General features: G+C 69.0%; 15 protein-coding genes. 7 read left to right on the top strand and 8 right to left on the bottom strand.

The window, feature by feature from the left end; all coding sequences use genetic code 11:
* Position 1: 1 nt before the first annotated feature.
* Positions 2-1,051 (bottom strand): hypothetical protein, encoded by a 1,050-nt coding sequence (locus AB0M48_RS27590; protein ID WP_363847235.1) that lies wholly within the window; start codon positions 1,049-1,051, stop codon positions 2-4.
* 270 nt (positions 1,052-1,321) lie between these two features.
* On the opposite strand from AB0M48_RS27590, the gene AB0M48_RS27595 reads away from it, so the two are divergent.
* Complete coding sequence (locus tag AB0M48_RS27595) at positions 1,322-3,322, top strand: RICIN domain-containing protein (RefSeq protein ID WP_363847237.1); 2,001 nt, start codon at positions 1,322-1,324, stop codon at positions 3,320-3,322.
* A gap of 61 nt (positions 3,323-3,383) precedes the next feature.
* Here AB0M48_RS27595 and AB0M48_RS27600 read toward each other — a convergent pair whose 3' ends face one another.
* Together AB0M48_RS27600 and AB0M48_RS27605 are read right to left on the bottom strand one after the other, a co-directional pair.
* Entirely contained in the window at positions 3,384-5,060 is a 1,677-nt protein-coding gene (locus tag AB0M48_RS27600; RefSeq protein WP_363847239.1) for a DEAD/DEAH box helicase, read from the bottom strand.
* A 60-nt stretch (positions 5,061-5,120) separates the two neighbouring features.
* Positions 5,121-8,219, bottom strand: a complete 3,099-nt coding sequence (locus AB0M48_RS27605; RefSeq protein WP_363847241.1) for a phosphodiester glycosidase family protein — start codon at positions 8,217-8,219, stop codon at positions 5,121-5,123.
* A 23-nt stretch (positions 8,220-8,242) separates the two neighbouring features.
* Between AB0M48_RS27605 and AB0M48_RS27610 the strand changes: the two genes are divergently transcribed.
* Entirely contained in the window at positions 8,243-9,088 is an 846-nt protein-coding gene (locus AB0M48_RS27610) for a hypothetical protein (RefSeq protein ID WP_363847243.1), read from the top strand.
* A gap of 1 nt (position 9,089) precedes the next feature.
* On the opposite strand, the gene AB0M48_RS27615 is transcribed toward AB0M48_RS27610, so the two are convergent.
* Positions 9,090-12,659 carry a hypothetical protein gene (locus AB0M48_RS27615; protein ID WP_363847245.1) on the bottom strand — a complete coding sequence of 1,190 codons (3,570 nt, stop codon included), beginning with the start codon at positions 12,657-12,659 and terminating at the stop codon, positions 9,090-9,092.
* 172 nt (positions 12,660-12,831) lie between these two features.
* Here AB0M48_RS27615 and AB0M48_RS27620 point away from each other — a divergent pair, with 172 nt between their 5' ends.
* Entirely contained in the window at positions 12,832-13,221 is a 390-nt protein-coding gene (locus AB0M48_RS27620; protein WP_363847247.1) for a peptidase inhibitor family I36 protein, read from the top strand.
* A 13-nt stretch (positions 13,222-13,234) separates the two neighbouring features.
* Positions 13,235-13,606 carry a peptidase inhibitor family I36 protein gene (locus tag AB0M48_RS27625; RefSeq protein ID WP_363847249.1) on the top strand — a complete coding sequence of 124 codons (372 nt, stop codon included), beginning with the start codon at positions 13,235-13,237 and terminating at the stop codon, positions 13,604-13,606.
* Between the two features lie 54 nt (positions 13,607-13,660).
* Here the strand turns inward: AB0M48_RS27625 and AB0M48_RS27630 are convergent, their stop codons facing one another.
* The gene (locus tag AB0M48_RS27630) at positions 13,661-13,963 is read right to left on the bottom strand and encodes a hypothetical protein (protein ID WP_363847829.1); all 303 of its coding nucleotides are present in this window, start codon (positions 13,961-13,963) and stop codon (positions 13,661-13,663) included.
* Positions 13,888-14,280 carry a zinc finger protein gene (locus AB0M48_RS27635; RefSeq protein ID WP_363847251.1) on the bottom strand — a complete coding sequence of 131 codons (393 nt, stop codon included), beginning with the start codon at positions 14,278-14,280 and terminating at the stop codon, positions 13,888-13,890. Before AB0M48_RS27635 ends, AB0M48_RS27630 begins: the two co-directional genes overlap by 76 nt.
* On the opposite strand from AB0M48_RS27635, the gene AB0M48_RS27640 reads away from it, so the two are divergent.
* Genes AB0M48_RS27640 through AB0M48_RS27650 form a run of 3 tightly spaced genes read left to right on the top strand, consistent with a single transcriptional unit; the run spans position 14,204 to position 16,089 of the window.
* The gene (locus AB0M48_RS27640; RefSeq protein WP_363847253.1) at positions 14,204-15,034 is read left to right on the top strand and encodes a DUF5753 domain-containing protein; all 831 of its coding nucleotides are present in this window, start codon (positions 14,204-14,206) and stop codon (positions 15,032-15,034) included. The two genes, AB0M48_RS27635 and AB0M48_RS27640, sit on opposite strands and share 77 nt — an antisense overlap.
* A gap of 10 nt (positions 15,035-15,044) precedes the next feature.
* Complete coding sequence (locus AB0M48_RS27645) at positions 15,045-15,206, top strand: DUF397 domain-containing protein (protein ID WP_363847255.1); 162 nt, start codon at positions 15,045-15,047, stop codon at positions 15,204-15,206.
* 25 nt (positions 15,207-15,231) lie between these two features.
* Positions 15,232-16,089, top strand: a complete 858-nt coding sequence (locus AB0M48_RS27650) for an ornithine cyclodeaminase family protein (RefSeq protein ID WP_363847257.1) — start codon at positions 15,232-15,234, stop codon at positions 16,087-16,089.
* Positions 16,090-16,186: 97 nt separating this feature from the next.
* Here AB0M48_RS27650 and AB0M48_RS27655 read toward each other — a convergent pair whose 3' ends face one another.
* Positions 16,187-17,365 (bottom strand): family 16 glycosylhydrolase, encoded by a 1,179-nt coding sequence (locus tag AB0M48_RS27655; protein ID WP_363847820.1) that lies wholly within the window; start codon positions 17,363-17,365, stop codon positions 16,187-16,189.
* 230 nt (positions 17,366-17,595) lie between these two features.
* Complete coding sequence (locus tag AB0M48_RS27660; protein WP_363847259.1) at positions 17,596-19,038, bottom strand: trypsin-like serine protease; 1,443 nt, start codon at positions 19,036-19,038, stop codon at positions 17,596-17,598.
* Positions 19,039-19,160 lie beyond the last annotated feature (122 nt).

A 19,160-nucleotide genomic window follows, 5' to 3' on the forward strand; every position in this document is an offset into this window, starting at 1 on the left:
GTTACCGGTCACCCCGGCCGCGTGCGTCGTCCGCGTTCTTCTTCGCGGTGGCGGCGGTGTCCTGCCAGAACTTCGCCTGCGCGACGGCCCACGCCGCTTCGTCCGCCCAGGAGGCGTTGGAGCTGTCGGCGCGTGCCAGGACGGCCGCCCAGTCCTGCTCGCTCTGCGCGTTGCGGGCGTGCTGGGCGATCAGTGCCCACGCCGCCGCCTGGGCGTCGGCCTTGCCCTTCTCGGCATTCCAGTCCACTGAGGACTGTTCGGCCTCGCGGTCGATCAACTCCCAGTTGGCGATCGCGTCGAGGCGTGCCTTGCGGGCGAGTTCGCCGCTCGACTCGCGTTCGGCCTTCTCCGCGGCCAGCGCGGCCTGGGTGAGGGCGTAGATCCTGCTGTGCCAGATCGCGTTCTGGTGCAGGGTGGTGCGGCGGAACGTCTCCCTGTCGACGTCGGCCCCGATGCCCCAGTAGTACTTGAAGAACAGACCGACCTGGACGTCGTCGCCGCTCTCGAGAGCGCGCTTGGCCGCGGCGCGGACCTGCACGCCGGGATCGTTGGTGGCGAGGTAGGTCACGTAGGCGCGGTCTTCGCCGGCCAGGCGCGCGAGGTGTTCCTGGTGCTGGTTGTTCGTCGCCTCATCGGCTTCCACAGCGCGCTGGTATCCACTTTGGACGTACTCGTCCTGGGCGTTCGCCGAGCCGGTGAGCGCGTTGGACGAGGTGAACTTGACCGCGCTTCCGGTCGGCGCGTACCTGTTGATCTCCTGGATGTGGCGGAGGTTGTTCCGCTCCCGCTCCAGGGCTCTGGCCATGGCCTTGTCCCTGCCGGTCGCGAAGTACTCGTCGATGGCCTCGTCGCCGCGAGGGTTGAGCAACGCGTACATCGCTTCGGCACGAAGCTCGGCCGACACGTCGGGCGACGTGGCCGTCCGCCTGACGGCATCGCGTCTCCACGGCGCCAGCGCGGCCAGGGTGGTGCTGCTGTTCGTGATCGTCGTCTCGGCCGTGGCCGGCGTGGCCGAAATCGCCACCGCCGCACCGAAAGCCAGTGCTGCCACCAGAACTGAGCGCAGCAAAGTATGACGCCCCATACATTTTCCCCCAGAAAAAGTAAGGCGATGGGCAGAGTTGCCCAGGGGGTTTCTAGCACGGGCCTGCTCGGCCATCAAACGTGACGGAGGTCACATCCGTTGCGGCTGGTGCTCTCGCCGTGCCAAAGTTCCGCACGGCATCCGGCAGGCTGGGGGGTCTGGCCACAAAACCGTTGTTGATGCCATGAGTCCTGGGGGATTCGCACTTTGTCCAGATCCAGTCTGGGCGGTCGCTGCATGCGCGCAATCGGTGCGCTCGCGGTCGTCTCCACGTTCACGGCCGGTCCGCTCGCGGCCGTAGCCACAGCAGAACCCTTGTCCGCCAACGCTTCTCAGGCCGAGACTCGGGTGTCGAACACGGATCAGAAGCTCGCGGTGGGCCAGGAACTCGGCGTGACCGTCGGTCCGTCCCAATGGTCGATGAAGGACTGCTCCTTCACCATCTGGGTGTGGAGCTGGGCTTCGGACCAGTCCAGGATCGACGCCAACAGCAGGGTGGCGGAGGCAGCCGCGACGGCCTTCAGCACGAACGACACCGACCCGGAGTCGTGCTACCGGTTCATCACCGAGACCGTCTTCACCGCGCACCAGGCCGACGTGGTCGAGCGCCTCAGGAAGGCCGAGCGCGACAGGCAGCGCGTCGCCGCCGCCGCGGTGATCAGCTGGAGCAACCTCACGCAGGACGACCTCAACTGCTCGCTCAAGGACTTCGTGTTCCGCCTCTGGTCGCGTGCCGCGACCGGCAGCGAGGTGAAGGCGAGGGCCGCTGCCGTCCTGACCCCGACGTCGACGGACGCCGAGCGCACCACCTTCGTCGTCACGGGCGTCCGCGCCGCCGCGGACATCGACCAGCAGCGAGCGTTGGAAGAGGCTCAGCGCATCGAGCGGGAGCGGCAGGAACGGCTCGCCAACGAGCAGGCCAGGGCCAGCGCGTGGAACATCGTCGCCAGGGCGGTGATGACCGACGACCTGAAGCTCGTCACCGACCGCGAGTTCGTCTACGGGCTCGCCAGCAAGGCCGCCACCATGCCGAACAGCAAGTGGCGCAAGGCCGACGCCCAGGCCGCGGCCGACAGCACCAATGCCGCGGATTGGAAGGCCTTCATCTTCACCGGCGTGCACGCCGCGTACCAGAAGGACCTGGAAGAGCAGGACCGCCAGGACGCGATCGACACCGAGAAGCGCATCAAGGAGATCCTCGACGGCGCCGTGCGTGACGGCTTCATGCCGAACGTCGTCGTCGCGGCACGCACGGCGCTCGCCTCCGACCTGGCCGCCCGCCACGCGTTCCTCAACGTCGGCCGGGACGCCGCCGTCAAGCGCGACCAGATCAAGCCGTCGAACCGCCGCGTGGTCGAGTTCCAGGGCATCGGTTCCAAGCGCTGCGTGCAGGTCGTCGGCATCGAGCAGGCGGACGACCCCGGGATGTACCAGGAGCTGTGGGACTGCCTCGTCGCTCCCAAGCAGGTGTACGAGCTCTTCAAGTACGAAGACGACCAGTACATGATCCGGAACATGTACTCCAAGCTGTGCTTGGACGCGTCTGGCGACTACGTCGTGCAGAACTCCTGTGACAGCGGTCAGTCGACCCTGCGCTGGAAGTTCATCGAGAACACCACCGACGGTTCGTTCCAGATCCAGAACGTCGCCACCGGCCGGTTCGCCACGGTGAAGGACGGCGGCACCGCCAACGCGGCCGTCATCGTCCAGCACACCAACTCCAAGACGTCCGACCAGTTCTGGCGCATCATCGACCCGACGCACCGCGAGGCCGTGGTGCCCGTGCAGACCGGCTGGACCCACGTCAAGGGCGTCCACTCCGGCCGTTGCATGCAGACCGCCGGCATGTGGGACGTGCCCAACCAGGGCGCCAACGCCGACCTGACCGGCCAGGAGCTGTGGGACTGCGTCGGCGGCGGCAAGATGAAGTGGAACATCATCGCGCTCGGCGAGAACAAGTACGCGCTGCAGAACGCGCAGTCCGGGAAGTGCCTCGACGTCAGGTACGGCGACTGGCAGCCGGGTACCTCGCTCGTCCAGTTCACCTGCCACTACGGCGGTACCCAGCAGTTCGTCTTCACGCAGGAGGGTGACAACACCTACGGCCTGCAGAGCGCGCTGACCTTCGGGTACGCGGACGCGGTCGGAAGTGCTTCCGGCAACGGCGCCCTGGTCAAGACGTGGGACTACACCGGCCTGGCGAACCAGCGGTGGACGCTGGTTCCCCAGACGGCCTGATCGGAGAAACTACGCGGCCCCCTCCGGAACTTCCGGAGGGGGCCGCGTCGCTGTAGGGGACCTAGCGGGGCTGGCGCTCGCGGCGGATCGTCACGCGCTTGCCCTTGATCGTGGCGTCGCGCAGCTGCTCGATCACGTCGTTCGCGGAGTCGCCGGGCACCTCGACCAGCGAGAACCTGTCGGCGATCTCGATCGCGCCGATGTCGCGGCCCTTCAGGCCGGTCTCGCCGGTGATGGCGCCGACGATGTCCTGCGGGCGGATGCCCGACGAACGACCGGCCCCCAGGAACAGCCTGGTCATGCCCTCGGACGGGCCACGGCGCTCGCGGCGCGGGCCGGCCGGGACACCGTCGCGGCGCGGGCGGTCCTCACGCGGGCGGACCTCGGGGATCTCCTCCTCGTCGGCGGCGGCACCCGAGGCCTCGTGCGCGAGCTTGACCGCGGCGAGCGCGATCTCCATGACGTCGAACTCGTCGGCCAGGGTCTCGACCACGACGCGGAACCGCGACAGGTCGTCCTCGAGCAGCGACTCGTGCAGCGACGAGCGGGTCAGCTCCAGCTGACGGGCGCGCAGGTCGGCGACCGTCGGCACCTTCTCGACCGGGATCTTGGTCTTGGTGACGCGCTCGATCGTCTTGAGCATGGAGTTCTCGCGCGGCTCGACCAGGGTGATCGCGACGCCCTCACGGCCGGCGCGGCCCACGCGGCCGATGCGGTGCGTGTACGCCTCGGGCGCGGACGGCACGTTGTAGTTCACGACGTGCGTGAGCTGCTCGATGTCGAGGCCGCGGGCGGCGACGTCGGTGGCCACCAGCAGGTCGGCGGTGCCCGAACGCAGGCGCGACATGACGCGGTCGCGCTGCTCCTGGCTGATGCCGCCGTGCAGCGACTCGGCGCGGTAGCCGCGGCCGTTCAGCGTCTCGGTGAGCTGGTCGACCTCGTCGCGGGTGCGGCAGAAGACGACGGCGGCGGTCGGCGACTCGACGTCCAGCACGCGGCCGAGTGCGGCGGGCTTGTGCTCGCGGCGCACCAGGTACGCGGTCTGCCGGACGCGCGGGGCCTCGCCCGGCTCGGTCTTCTCGCGCTCGATCTGGATCAGCACCGGCTCGCGCAGGTGGCTCTTGGCCATGCGGTCGATGCGCGGCGGCATCGTGGCCGAGAACAGCACGGTCTGCCGTTCGGCGGGCGTCTCGCTGAGGATCGCGTCGATGTCCTCCGCGAAGCCCATGTCGAGCATCTCGTCGGCCTCGTCGAGCACGACGACCCGCAGGTCGCCCAGCTGCAACGTGCCGCGCTGGAGGTGGTCGATCGCGCGGCCCGGGGTGGCGACCACCACGTCGACGCCGCGCGACAGCTCGCGGAGCTGGCGGCCGATCGGCTGGCCGCCGTAGATGGGCAGCACGCGGGCGCCCATGTGGCGGCCGTAGCGGTGGACCGCCTCCGACACCTGCACGGCCAGCTCACGGGTCGGCGCGAGCACGAGAGCCAGCGGCTTCTCGCCCTTGCCGATCCTGTCGGCGATGCGCTCGAGCAGCGGCAGCGCGAACGCCGCCGTCTTGCCCGTGCCCGTGGCCGCCTGGCCCAGCAGGTCGTTGCCCGCGAGCAACGGCGGGATCGCTTCACTCTGGATCGGCGTCGGCTCCTCGTAGCCCAGAGCGTTGAGGGCGTTGAGGAGGTCGGGCCGCAGCCCCAGGTCGGCGAAACCGTTGTCGGCGGAACCGTTGTCGGCGGTGGTCATGGGGAGTATCTTCCCCCACCGCCTCACACCGCACTCACTCAGACCAGGTCAAGACGCCTCTCACGGGCTCACCCGCACGTCCGCGCTGCTCGTCACGCCGTTCACGGTGACCGTGATCTTGACCTGACCAGGCCTTATGCCTGTGAGGACGCCGGTGTCCGGTTCGAGCCAGGCGACGTGCCACGGCCTGATCCCGGCCCTGGCGCCCACGTGCAGACCACGTGACCCTTCCCACATCGCGCCCATCGGATACCGCACCGGCACGGACCGGGATCCCTGTTTCACCGTCGCCGCAACTGTTTCCGCGACGCCGGCGGGCAGGGTGGACGGAGCGTGCACCTGGAGTGCGTCCACGTGCGGCCGGAACTCGGCTTTGAGGCCGTCCTCGCCGACCCCGGCCAGCGTCCAGCCGGTGAACCCGCCCGGCTGGGCGGGTGCCTTGCCGGAGTTGCCGTTGATCACGTGCGGGACCCCGTCCACAGTGGACGCGAAGAAGCCGCCGACGTGCCCGCCGATGAAGGCCGTCGGTTTGTCGCGTTCGGACAGCAGCCGCTCGAAGTAGGACGCCTCCAGCCGGTCGGCGAGCTGGCTCGTGCGCGTGGGCGTCGGATCGCGCGGCGGGTGGTGCATCAGCACGACGGCTTGGCCTTCGGCGGTGCGCAACGCGGTGCGGAGCATCTCCATCTGTTCGAAGCCGCCGCCCCTGATCGTGCCGGTCGACGAGTCGAGCAGCACGAACCTGGTGCCCCGGTGGTCGAACGTGCGGCTGGTGGCGCCGAACTCGCGGCGGAAGTTCTCGATCGTGCCCGGACCCATGATCTCGTGGTTGCCCGGCACGTAGTACCAGGGGAAGTCGCCGAGTTCCTCGGTCAGGACCCGGCGGGCGAGCGCCAGGTCCTCCGGTGCCGCCTCGTCCACGAGGTCGCCGTTGATCACGACGAACTCGGCGCCGGACGCCCTGATCTCCCGGAGGGTGCGGCGGGCGGACCTGACCAGGTCGCTGTCCGGGGCGCGGGCCACGAACTGGGCGTCGGACATGACCGCGAACGTCCAGCCCCGCGCCGGGCCGATCACGTCCTCGCGCGGGTCCGGGGCGGGCGGCAGGGTGAGGGCCGGCGGCACTCTCGCGACGACGTCGTCGAGGACCACCTCGCCCCGGTAGGCGCGGTCGGCCCTGGTCTCGATCGCGGTGAACCTGGTGACCTGCACGGGGAACTGGAGCTCCGGCGGCACCGCGACCTCGATCTGCTGCCAGCCGTGCCAGGTCACGTGGGGGCCGTACAGCGCTCGCGACCGGCCCGTCGAGTCCGTGACGGTGAAGGCCGTCCACTCGCCCTGGCCGCTGCCGTGGACCCGCGCGGCGAGCGACAGGGGTTGCCCGTCGACCCGCAGCGGCTTCGGCGGGACGGCGTAGGCGGTGCGCGTGCCGGTCGACCGCGTGAAGTCGTAGCTGAGCTTCAGGCCCGCACCGGTGTGGCCGTCCGGTTCCGGTTCGACCTTCCCGGTCGCGCGAGCGGAACCGAACGTCCAGTGTGGAGCGTCGTCGAACGTGGCGAGCGGCTGGTCGGTCACCCCGACCGTGACCGCCGTGTGCGTCTCCTTGCCCTGGGCGCGTGCCCGGATCGTGGTCGCGCCGGTGCGCAGCGCCTTGACCTGGAGGTCCGGGGTGACCTCGATGATCTTCCGGTCGTAGCTGAGTTCGAGGTCGGCGCGTTCGATCGGCGCGCTGAACCCCCTGGCGTCGACACCGTTGATCCGCAACGGCCTGCGCTCGTCCTCGATCAGGCTGATCCGGGGTTCGGCCGGGGCGATCCTGGCGAGCCGGCCCAGCACGGTGAGACGCGTCGTCTTGGACGTGAGGCCCTTGAAGGCGGTGAAGCTCGCGGGCCCCGAGTGAGGCGAGGCGTGGAAGGTGTCACCGAGGGCCCATCCGCCCGTCGCGCGCGAGACGTGCTCGTCGTTCGCCGGTCCGAACGTCTCGTCGTGGCCGCGCACCGTCATCCGGCGGGTCATGCCGGGGAAGACGCGGGTGCTCGCGGTCTGGACGTCGAAGCCGGTCAGCCTGCCGGTACCGGTGGGGGCGTAGAGCGCGAGGCCGTTCGGGACCGGGCGTTCGCCGCCGTCCGACGGCGTGTTGACGACCTTCAGCTCGGTCGTGCCGGGTTCGCGGGCGAGCATGGTCGACGAACCGCCGCCGTCGAGGTTGAGCGCGTTGTGCGCGCCCAGCTCGATCATCGCGTCGGCGAGGTCGTCCAGGTCCAGTCCCTGCAGGTAGGGGCTCTGCCGTCCGTCGACGGTGAGCATGTACATCTTCTTGCCGTCCTGCGAGAACCCGACCGCGGTGCGCGGGTGCGGCGAGTCCGCCGGGGCGACGTTCCTGCCGTTGCGGACCAGCAGCTGTCGCCCGCCGATGGCCGTCTTCGGGGTGCTGCCGTCGCTGGTGCGGTTCCGGTAGCCGATCTCCGCCCGGTCGCCCGGCTTCAGGGCCCTGAGAACGTCGGCGCCCCGGTCGCGGCCGACCAGCGCGTACCCCTGGACGGGCCGGTCGCTCGGGCTGCCGACGGACTGCACGACATCGTCCTTGACGATGACTTCGGCCGTGTTGGCCGCGCCTTGCGTAGCGCGCGCTCTGCTGTACGTGCCCCACAACGAGTTGAAGACGCCGATGCCGTCGACGTCGATCTGCGCGCTGTTGAGCTGCGTCAGCTCGTGCGTGCCGTTGAGCGTGCCCTCGAAGAACGTCTCCATGACGCTCCCTACGCCGGCCGCGTCGATGCCGATCGCCCGGCCCTCTCCGGACTTCCTCAGGTGGCCGTCCTGGACGCCGACGCCTTCCGGTGCGTTGGAGTTGTCGATGTCGAAGAAGTCGCCGTTGATCGCCGCGACGGCTCCGCCCGTCTGCTGCGAGAGGGGAACGGCCTGCGAGACGGCGCCGGGGTCGACGTACCCGGCCCGGGCCTTCGTGAGGTCGACGGCCAGCGCGTCCCCGCGGACCCAGCCGTCGGGCCGGTACCAGTCGAAGGAGCTGAGCGTGACGCCGGGAGCCACCGGTCTCTCGATCCGCTCGGTCTCGATGCGCCTGACGGAGTCGGCGTGGGCGGGGGAAACCGGCGCAAGGAGGGCCGCGGCGATGGTCACCGCAAGTGCACGTCTCGTCACACCCCGGAACCTAGACTGGTCCGGTGAAGAACCGCCTAACGGTCTGCGCCTCGCACCTGATCACCCTGCCCAGCGCGCCCTTCGGCCCGGTCCGCGAGGCGATCGGCGCCGCACGGGACGCCGTCACGGCGTTCGACCCGGAACTCGTCGTCTTCTTCGGCACCGACCACCGCCGCGCCTTCCGCTCCGTGGTCCCGACCTTCGCCGTCGTCCTGGAGGCCACCGCCCAGGGTGACGTCGCCGGCCCCGCCGGTTCCTACGACGTGCCTTCCGCGCTGGGACGTGCGCTGGTGGCCGACCTCGTGGCGCACGAGTTCGACATCGCCACGGCCTACAGCGCCGCGCTGGACCACGCGTTCGGCCACACGGCCCGCGACCTGCTGGGGTCGGTCGACGCCAAGCCGGTGCTGCCGGTCTTCGTCAACTGCGCCTCCCCGCCACACGCGACCTTCCGCCGCGCGGCGGCCCTCGGACGCCGCGTCGGGGAGTTCTTCGCCGACCGGCGCGTGCTCTACGTCGGCTCCGGCGGGCTGGCGCACGACCTGCCGGGGTTCCGCGAGCCCGAGACGGGCGTGGTGCTGACCGAGGACGAACGCCAGCAGTGGATCAAGGACGTCAACGAACGCGCGCGCCGTGAAGGCACCGTGCGCGAGTTGGTGCGCGAATGGGACGAGGAGTTCCTGGCAGGCATCGGCGGCACCTCCTGGGACTGGCTCGACTCGATAGGCGCCGACCTGGTCGACCGGGCGGGCAACGGCGCCGCCGAGTGCCTGACCTGGACGGCTGCCTGGGCCGCCGGCGGCCGGCCCCTGACGACGCTCGCCCACGAGTTCGACGCCGGCGGCCGCGCGGTCGTGCTGTCCCGGTGAGTCACCGGCAACTGGGCTCGAACGGCAGGCTGGGCATCAGCCGTGCCCACTGATCGCTGTTCACCCGCCCGCGCACGTGCCCGCAAAGCCGATCCCGCACCCGGTCGACGTCGAGATCCCAGAACCGCAACGTCCGGTCCTTGCCGGCGGTCGCCAGCGTCCGCCCGTCCGGACTGAACGCCAACGCGGTGATCGCCCCCTCGTGTCCCTTGATGGTCGCGATCTCCTCACGGGTCCTCATGTCGAACAACAGCACGCTCGTGTCCGCACCACCGATGGCCAACGTGCGTCCGTCGGGACCGAACGCCACGGCGGTGACCGCGGTGTTGTGGTGCAGCAGCGTCGTCGGCCGGTCCTGCGTGACGTCCCACAACCGCACACGCCCGTCAGCCGACGCTGTGACGAGGGTCTGCTCATCGGGTGCGAAGGTGACGACGATCGGCGCCTGCACGTCCGCTCCGGCCTCACCGGGCAGGGTGAGGATCTTCTTGATGCGCTTGGTCTCGACGTCCCACAGCTTGACGTAGGTGGGGGACGTCGTGACGAGCGTGCGCCCATCACGACTCAGTGCCAGGCCGCCGTTCTCGCTCAGCCGCGTCACCAGGGAGGTCCGGCGGGACTTCTCGACGTCCCACAGGGCGACCTGACCGCCGTCCGACTCGTCCTGGGTGAAGTAGGCGAGAAGACGCCCGTCCCGGGTGAACACCGGGGGTTCACCGCCGAACGGTGTCCCCTCGCCGCGGCGGGCGGGGACGACGGACGAGCCTGACTGACGGCGGGCGGTCACGTCCCACGGCGTCACGCGTCCAGGGCCTGCTGTGCGCACCCGGCCGTCCCCGGTGTACGCGAGGCCGTCGAGGTCGCCTGCCGTCGAGGTCGCGAGAATCGAGTCCCCGAGGCGGAGGACCCCTGCCTGCTCGTCGCTGCCCGTGGTCGCGAGGGTCAGGCCGTCGGAGCTGAAGGCGCCCACGCGCACGGGGGAGTCGGACAGGAGATGGGCGATCTTGCGATTGCCGGCGAGATCCCACTCGGTGATGATCGTGCTGCCTTCCAGCAGGCCGCCGAACGTGACGAGGGACTGTCCGTCCGGCCGGAACATCAGGTGGGTGAGAGGGATCGAGCGGGACACGGTCGACTGCGGCAGGATCGCGGACCTGCTGCCGTCGGCGACCGTGAAGAGGTGGACTCCGGCGTCCAGCTCGTCGACCGCGAGAACCTTCCCGTCGGGGCTCAGCGCGATCTCGGGCTGGCGTTCGTCGCCGGGCAGGCGGATGTCCGTGAGGAGCTGCCCGGAACGCAGGTCCCACACCTTCACCTCGGTGTAGGAGGCGACGGCGAGTGTGGTGTTGTCCGCGCTGAACGTCACGGCGTTGATCCGCGGCCCGGCGGTCAGCGGGGTGGCGGTCCTGCCGGTGAGCACGTCGTGCACCTGCAGCGGAACCGCTCCGGAGTTCCAGTCCACACCCGGAGCGGTGATGACGGTGCGTCCGTCCGGGCTGACCGCGGACACGGACTTGCCGAGGAACCGGAGGGTGCTGGTCCGGCCGGTGGTGTGATCCCACACGGTCGCCGAGTCGTTGCCGGCGATGGTGATGCGGCCGTCCGGGTGGAAGGCGAGTCTGGTCCAGCCGTCCTCACCGAGGTCGTGCGAGGCGATCTGCAGCCGGGACGACACGTCCCACAGCGCCGTCAGCCCGTCGCTGTACCCGATCGCGAGCGACCTGCCGTCGTGGCTCAGCGCCACGTCGGTGACACCGGACCTCCTGCGTTCCCCGAACATCGTGAAGAACGCGTGGGACTGGGCACTCAGCAGCGCGCCCCTGGCCTCCGCCGACGGCGCCTGCCTGAAGGCCTCCACCGCGAGCAGCGCGGCCGAGACGGGCTGGTCGGTGATGGCGGCCGACCTGACCGCGAGCTCCCTGGACAGGCCGAACCGGCCGAGTTCGAGGGCGTTCTCCCGTTGCTGCACCGCGATCGCACCGGTCAGGAGGGCGACGACGACCAGGGTCGCACCGATCGCGGTGCGCAGCCGGCGCCGCCGGGCGACTCGTCGTTCCGCTTGCTCACCGGCCTTCAGGAACGACCGCTCGACCGGTGTGAGAACGACGGCGGACCTCCTGGCCCAGTCTTCGGCCGACGTCAGCCTGGCGCCGCGGTAGAGGGAGCCGGGGTCCCGGTCGGCGTGATCCCAGGCGGCCGCGGCCTCGGCGAGGTGGCGGTGGGTGCGCAGGCCGTCGCGGTCGTCGGTGAGCCACTGGCGCAGCCGCGGCCAGGCGTGCAGCAACGACTCGTGCGCGATCTCGACCGTGTCGCCGTCGAGTGCGAGCAGGCGGGCTTGGGCCAGACCTTCCAGGACAGCGTTGTCAACGGGCAGGTCGGACCTCGGTACGCGCTGTTTGGTGTCCTCGGTGCCCTCGCCGAGTGCGGTGAGTCTCAGGAACAGGGTCTTCGCTTGCCGTTGCCGTTCGTGGTCGAGCGTGGAGTAGAAGGTCTCGGCGGTCTGGGTGAGGGCGCCGTTGATGCCGCCCGCTGCCTGGTAGCCGGTGAGCGTGAGCATGGTTCCCCTGCGGCGGTGCCAGGTTTCCAGCAACGCGTGCGACACCAGCGGCAGCACCGATCTGCCCTCGGCGACCAGCGTTGCCAGCAGCGCACCTTCCACCGCGCAGCCCGCTTTCGCCGCGGGCTCACAGATCGCCTGGCGGAGTTCCTCGGTCGTCATGGGCCCGACGACGAGCTGGGCGTCGTTCAGGACCTCGACCAGTTCCGGGTGGTCCAGGCAGCGCGAGAAGAAGTCGGCCCGCAGGCCCAGCACGACGCGGACCCTGCTGTTGTCCGCGTGCGCGGCGGTGAGCAGGGCGGTGATGAACCTGGACCGTTCGGCCCGGTCCTCGACGAGGGTGAAGACCTCCTCGAACTGGTCGACCACGAGCAGCAGTTCCGGTCCGTCGCCCGCGATCTTCAGGGCGAGGCGGTGCAACGCGCGTGGATCGGCGCGCAGCTCGTCGTGCACGGCGTTGGGGGAGAGGTCTGGTGCCAGCCGTGCCGCGCATTCCTCGAACGGATGCGCTCCCGGCGTGAACGCCACGGCCGATCCGTCGAAGTGTGGAACCAGACCGGCGCGCAACAACGACGACTTCCCCGATCCGGAAGCGCCGGAAACGACGACGCACCGGCGTTCTCGCAGCCGGGCCCGGAGATCCGCGACCAATCGCTCGCGGCCGAAGAACCATTGCGAATCGTCCCGCTGAAACGCCGCCAAACCCATGTACGGCGACCGGTCGTCAGGTTTTGGTGAGTTTTGGGCGGCAGTTTCCGTTGCCACCTCGTGCCAGCGCCGTTCCCACTCCTCCCGGTCGCCCTCGCACGCCTCGACGTACGCCAGCGTGACGGCGAGAGTGGGCAACTTCCTGCCCGCCGCCGCCTCGGACAACGTGGTCGCCGCGTAGTGCGCCCGTTTCGCCAGCTCCCGATATCCGGGCTTGCCTGCCTTCTCCCGCAGCTTTCGCAGGTCAGCCGCGAAATCCGCGAGCTCCCCCTCGGCGGTTTCCAGCGTTTTCTCCGGTCTGGGCACGCCAGTACCTCCCCCTGTTGCTCCCCAGGGGCATTGTCCGGAGTTGATTGATCGGTGTCCACAAGACGAAACAAATCAACTCGAAGACGCTACGAATGGGGGGTCCCGGACGGAGTGATTCGAGACGGACGGGAATCCGAAGAACAATCACGTGTACGAGAGGAAAACGCTCATGAGGTCCATGAAGTCGGCGCTCGCGGCAGCGGTCGGAGCGACAGCCCTGATCCTCACGGCCCTGCCGGCCACGGCGCAGTCCGGTGCCGGAGACGTGTCGATCGCCGCCTGGGAGGGCTGCGACCCCGGTGAGTTCTGCGTGTACGAGCACGCGAACGGCGTCGGGCCCAAGAGGGCGGCGTTCCAGTATCGCGCTCCGGACCTGCGCGCCTTCAACCTGAACGACCAGGTCTCCTCGGTGTGGAACCGGACCGGCCAGACCTGGTGCACGTTCCTGGACATCAACTACGGCGGCGCGACGTGGCCGGTGGGCGCGGGCTGGAAGGGGAACAGCGGTGTGTACAACCGCAACGACAACATCAGCTCCCTCCGCGCAGGCACCTGCTGACGGAGGGGTCCTGATGAAGCGGTGGCTTGCGGCGCTCTGCGCCGCGCTGGCTGTCTCCGTTCCGGTGGGGACAGCACCCGCGCACGCCGATGACATGCCGGACACGGCGTCTGTCGACTGCCCGTCGGGCTGGTTCTGCGCGTGGGAGGACACCAACGGTCAAGGCCGGATGCTGCAACTCAAGGTCGGCGTTCCCGACCTCCGTCCCTTCGGCATGGACAACGCGATCTCGTCCATCTGGAATCGCACGAACGTCACCTGGTGCGCTTACGACCTGCCCAACTACGGCGGGGCGTCGTTCTCGGTGGGGAGCGGCGTGCGGACTCCACGACTGCCGATCGGGATGGACGACCGGATCAGTTCGTTGCGGATCGGCGCCTGCTAGTGGGCCGGGCGAGGACGTCGTCGCGGGAGTGGCGGCGTCCTCGCTCGTGCGGGGTCAGGACGAGGGGTCCACCGTGGAGAGCAGGTCGGCCTCCGCCTGGTAGAGCCGGCCGAGGTCGATGAGCAACGTGCCCAGATCGCGATAGTGCTCCGCGCGTTCCAGGTCGGGAATGAGGCCGCACGTGCGCAGCATGTTTTGTGCGAGCAACTCACCGAACTGTGGATAAGTCTTCACCACCTCACGCGAGAGGCGCTGAAGAGATATGCGCAGCAGGTCTTCGGTCAGGATTTCCGCGGCCATGGCAGGATCCCCTCGCTCTCTCGCCAGATGCCGTCGCAGTCCCAGCACGTCGGCCACACGTTCTTGTTGGTCCACAGGTCCAGCTCCTGTGGCACAAAGGGATCGCCGCACAGCGTCTCGACGAGCTGCCCCCTGACCGGCTCGTCGGAGATGGCGTGTCGCCGCCCTTCGTGGGGCGTCCATCGAAATCTCACAGGATTATTCTGCAGCTTGGAGGAGCTCCAAGCTAACGCCCTTTTGGGTTGTGTTGGCTCCGAATGTTCTGGAGCCCTCAGGAATGGCGATACGGTCCTCGTCATGCCGAAAAGATTCTCCACTGCGAGGGGCCGGGAGTTCGGTGACGGGCTGCGCGCGGCCATTGCCGCCACGGGCATGACCTCGCGCAAAGTCGCCGAACTCGCCGACTGGCAGGAGGCCAAGCTCTCCGACCTGATCAACGGCAAGGGCGGCGCCACCGAACTGGAACTCGCGCTCCTGCTGGGTGTGTGCCGGACGCCGTCGGGGGAGCGGGAGCACCTGATGAAGCTGTTCCGCGCGACGAACGTCAAGGGATGGCTCCAGGAACACGGGGCCGCCGAGCCGATCCTGCCGCGCACCCTCGTCCAGCACGAGGCGATCGCGAAGACCCTCGTGAGCTGGCAGCCGTTGGTCGTGCACGGCATGTTGCAGATTCCCGATTACACGCGAGCAGTGGTCGAGGCGAATGCGAACGTGCCGGAGGACGAGGTGGCTGAACGCGTCGCGGCGCGGGCGATGCGGAAAGAGGCGCTCCGGCCTGGGCTGAAGGCGACCTTCTACATCCACGAATCCGTGCTCAGGACGCCGGTCGGTGGCGAAGAAGTCATGCGCGCTCAGTTGCAGCACCTGGAGAAGGTGTCGATGCGGCCGTATGTCGTGATCAGAGTCATCCCGACGTCACTGGGTGCGCACGCCGGGCACTCAGGGCCGTTCAGCCTGCTGCGGTTCCACAAGATCGAGCCGGTCGTCTTCGTGGAGAGCGAGAACGCCAGCCTGATCATCGAGGCGCCGCTGCCCATCAAGAGCTACGACGCGGTGGTCGAATCACTCGCCCGGACGGCGTTGGACGAGGAACAATCGAGGAGTCTGATCAAGGACATCGCCGGTTGAGGAGACGCACATGGCCGAATGGCGCAAGAGCAGCTACAGCGCGAATGCAAGTGACTGCGTCGAAGTCGCCGTCGGCATCGGCATCCGGGACAGCAAGGCGCCCGCCGCCCACGTCGAGGTGGGCGCCGCCGCGTGGACCGCGTTCCTGGCGGGCGTCACGAGGGAGGGCTGACCGGCAGGTCGTTACCATCCGAACCATGACGATGCCCGCAGCGATCGAGGCCGTGCGAGAAGCGTTCGTCGGGCTGGCCGCGGAGGAGTTCGACCTGCCGCCGCGGCAGGCGTTCGGCGACAGCCGGTCGCTCGTCATGGCCGTGCACCACCGGCCCACGGGGTCCACGGCGGTCAAGGTGATCAGCATCGAGGTCGAACGCGATCCGATGATCACGGGCACGGTCGTGTACTCGCACCCGGACGGTCAGTTCGTCACGGACGCGGTGGCGCTCACGACCCTGCGCACGGGCGCTGTCGTCGGTGTGGCAACGGATCTGCTGGCCGACGAGGACGCGTCGCACCTGGCGTTGCTGGGAGCCGGGGCGCAGGCCGCGGACCAGGTCAGGGCCGTGCACGCGGTGCGGCCGTTGAAGAAGCTCGTCGTGTTCAACCGCAACGCCAAGAAGGCCGAGGCGTTGCTGGAGAGCCTCAAGGACGAGCTGCCGGACACGGTCATGGACGTGGCGACGCAGGCCGAGGAAGCCGTGCGGGACGCGGATGTCGTGTGCTGTGCGACGGCGTCGACCGTGCCGCTCTTCCGGTGTGACGCCCTCAAGGAACGTGTGCACGTCAACGCCATCGGGTCGTACCGGCCGGTGATGCGCGAGCTGCCCGAGGAACTGCTGGCGACCGCCGGAGTCGTGGTGGTGGACCAGGTCGAGGCGGCGCTGAGCGAGGCCGGCGAGATCATCCGCGCGGTTCAGAGCGGCGTCCTCAGGCTGGAGTCGCTCGTCGAACTCGGTGCGGCGCTGGGAAATCCGCCGCTGCGGGAAGGCCGGACGGTGTTCAAGTCGGTCGGCGTCGCGGTGCAGGACTGGGCTGTCGCAAGGCTTCTGGCGTAGAAAAAGCGCTGGACGTGAACCCATCCGCCGCGGGGGTTCACGTCCAGCGCACTTGCATCTCCCCGTCAGGCCATGCGCGTCCGGACGGGGAGAGACCTCAGACCTGCCACTTCTGGCTGGCGACGCCGAGGCAGTCCCAGATGTGGGTTCTCGTGCCGTCGGCCGAGGAGCCGCCGATGGTGTCCAGGCACTTGTTGGCCTGCGGGTTCACGATGTCCTGTGCCCCGCTGACGGCCCATTGCTGGGCAGCCGAGCCGTTGCAGTCCCAGAGCTGGACCACTGTGCCGTTCGCGGTGCCGCCACCGCTGACGTCGAGGCACTTGCCCAGCGCGCGGATGGTGCCGTCACCGGGACGGCTCCACTTCTGGGCGGCGTTGCCGTTGCAGCCGACGACCTGGATGGGCGTGCCGTTGGCGGTGTTCGCCCAGGGCACGTCGAGGCACTTGCCGCCGATGCCGCGGATCTCCGAACCGCCACCGCTGGGGGTGTCGTTGGAGGCGCGGACCCAGTCGATCACGAGCTGCTGCGGGAACGTCGTGCTGGCGTCCGGGTAGCCCGGCCACTCACCACCGACCGCGAGGTTGATGATGATGAAGAAGGGCTTGTCGAACACCCACGGGTTGCCGTTGACGTCCGTCGGGGTGTTGCGGGCGTAGACGTTGCCGTCCACCGACCACGTGATCTCGCCGGGCTTCCAGTCCACCGCGAAGGTGTGGAAACCGTCGGAGAAGTTCGGGCCGTTGTAGGCGTGGGACTTGCCGCCGGCGCCGGAGTAACCGGGGCCGTGGATCGTGCCGTACACGGTGTTCGTCTGGTGTCCCAGGAACTCCATGATGTCGATCTCACCGGAACCCGGCCACGGGTTGCCGGTGTTGATGTCCGCGCCGAGCATCCAGAACGCGGGCCAGATTCCCTTGCCGCGCGGCATCTTCATGCGCGCTTCGAACCGGCCGTAGGTCTGGGTGAACTTGTTCGCGGTGTTGATGCGCGCGGACGTGTACTGACACCGCCCGTACCAGCAGTTGTAGTTGCCGGGGTTCTCGCGCTTGGCCGTGATGACCAGGTTGCCCTGCCCGTCGTGCGCCGCGTTCGAGGTACCCGACTGGTACCACTGGTGTTCCTTGTTGTTGCCGTTGTTGTTGCCCACTTCCATGTTCCACTTGCTGCCGTCGACACCGGTGCCGGCGGGAGCGTTGAACTCGTCGGCCCAGGTCACCGCCGCGTTGGCAGGGGGAGCTTGGCTGGTGGTGGCGACGGTGATCCCTGCGGCCACCATCAAGGCGGCGGCAAGGGCCGTCCCGATGCGTCGCTGCATCGAACCGACCTTTCCGGGTGTTGAGTTGTGCGCCCAGTGGTTCGGAAGTGTTGTCGCGCCGTGACCCTCGGTCAACGTGTAAAGGTTTTCACGAATTTGTCAGATGAGAGCGCTCTCAAGGGATCAAGCCCTCTGCCAGCGGCGCTGTGCCCTGGAAGCCGGAAAACCGGTCTTCCAGGGCACCGGTCAGGTCAGCCCTGCGGGGTGGTGATGACGTTGAAAACCGATCCGCCGCTCGCCTGGCGGGCGCTGAGGTCCTCGAGGATCGTCGAGAGCGGGGAGTAGTTGTTCAGCTCGCCCTGCTGGCAGGCGCCGCTGCGCGACTGCTGGCTGCCGTTGAGGATGCCCAGCCCGGCCTTGGTGACCTGGCTGAAGAGCGGGCTGCCGCTGTCGCCGTTGCGCGCGCACAGGTCGGTGTTGATGCCGACGTCGGTCGAGAGGACACGGCCGCACCGGGTGCCGACGAGGTAGCCCGCACCGGCGCCGCTGTCGTAGGAGTCCGGGTAGTTCACCGTGCTCGACCCGGAGCCGCTGGCGCAGACGATCGCGCCGGTCAGGATCCCGGACAGCGGGGTGACCGAGGTGATCTCCTGGTTCTGCGACGTCGCCTGCGGGCCGCACGGGGTGTCGCCGTTGCTGTCCAAACCGCCGTTGCGGCAGTACTTGAGCACCGTGTTGCGGTTCGTCTGGCCCTCCAGCCACCTGGTGGCGGTGGCCGCGTCGACGTACCGCACGGCGGCGTAGTCGTACGGGTAGGAGTTCTTCTCGATGCCGTGCTGGTTCAGGACCACCTGGCGGTTGTGCTCGGTCGGCACGTTGTTCGTCTTGGTGGCCATGCAGTGGCCCGCCGTCAGCACCCACGGCACACCGGGGAACGCGCCGCCGGTCGTGCGCAGGTTGAAGCCGCTCGTGCAGCCGCCGGTGGTGCCGTTGTCACGCCTCATGTCCAGGCGCAGACCGCCGCGCATGGGGCCGTAGTTCGTGCAGTAGAGCGGGTGGCAGAAGCCCCAGTCGACCGGGTCGGCCGAGTACGGCGTGGGCTTGGGCAGAACGCGGGCCGAGACCATGCCGGGGTCGGCGTCGAAGGTGCGGATCTCCGCCTGGGCGGCCGTCCCGGCCTTGTTCTCCCGCAGCCACGCGCGTTCCCAGACGACGACGCGGTTCTCGGTCGTGCTGATGGCCGGCAGGTACACCGACTCGGCACCGGCGCCGACCTGCCTGCTGATCCGGTCGTGCGCCGACCGCAGCGAGGCCAGGGAGTGCTTGACCGTGCGGACCTTGACCTTGGCGCGGTCGGGCATGGCGGCGATCTGCCGCTGGGCGGCGGCGGGCTTCGTCATCGCGACGACGAGTTCGCCGGTCTGCTGGTCGAGCCACATGCCGCCGTACTCGCCGGCGGCCTCCTTGCGCAGCGTCGCTTCGAGCTCGGTCGCGTCGTTCTGGAGCTCGAGTCTCCGCAACGCTTCGCGTTCGGTGACGCGGTAGGTCTGCACCAGATAGTCGATCGACTCCTTCACGGAGTTCGGGTCGATCGTGGTCTGCGACGTCGGACCGGCCGTGGCCGAGGTAGCCGTGACGGTCGACGCGAACAGCAGGCCCGCGGTGACCGCCCCCAGGATCTTGGCTAAACGCAATGGTTTCTCCTTGTCGATGTGAGTGACCCGCCATTCATATCGGCGCGAGGGCCGTGATCACCGGGCATCCGCGAGATCTTCACGAAATCTCCCCGCTTGACGTCGGAGGCTAATAGCGTTAG

Origin of the sequence: Lentzea sp. NPDC051208 (assembly GCF_040682435.1) — a bacterium.
Classification (GTDB): domain Bacteria; phylum Actinomycetota; class Actinomycetes; order Mycobacteriales; family Pseudonocardiaceae; genus Lentzea; species Lentzea kristufekii.